At 75.2% G+C, this 569-nt stretch carries 1 pseudogene; it reads left to right on the top strand.

The features are described from left to right. Positions 1-569: pseudogene (locus tag IDM40_RS27790) on the top strand (HNH endonuclease signature motif containing protein); the annotation flags it as partial.

The raw sequence follows: 569 nt of genomic DNA, 5'->3' as shown, positions 1-569 counted from the left end.
GGGCGCACCTACGACGCGCTCATCAGCGCGATGGGCTTCGCCCACGGCCACCACGGCCACACCACCAACGGGACCGGGGCCGACGGCACCGGCAAGGGCACCGAAGGCGCCAACGCCACCAGCGGTCCCACCGCTGGCGGTGACGCGGGTGCTGATCCCAACGGCGAGGCGGATGGCACCGACGCTGACGGCTCCACCTCGGGCGGTGGCTGCTCGCAGCCGCCCGGCACCAAGGCGGTCATCAACATCACCGTGCCCCTGTCGGCACTGCTGGGCTTCGGCTTCGCCTTCAAGAACCAGAACGAGACCGACGCCGACGCCGACGGCGTCGGCGTCACTGGCACCCCCGGGGCAACCGCCCCCGGGGCAACCGGGTCGCCGCCCGGCCCGGCCCCCGAGCCGGGCGCCGGGTCTGGCCCCGACCCCGGCGGCGGTGGCGATGCCACCGACACCACCACTGCTTCCAACACCGGCCCGTCCGGCCCTGCCGGTGCGCCCGGCAACCCCGGCAACCCCGCCTTGCCCGGTGCGCCCGTCTCCTCCGGTGTGGCGGTGACCGAGGACGGCAA

It is taken from the genome of Nocardiopsis coralli, from assembly GCF_014892575.1.
GTDB lineage: Bacteria > Actinomycetota > Actinomycetes > Streptosporangiales > Streptosporangiaceae > Nocardiopsis > Nocardiopsis coralli.
Note: the sequence above shows the minus strand (reverse complement) of the source record. Positions and strands in the feature narration are given on the sequence as shown.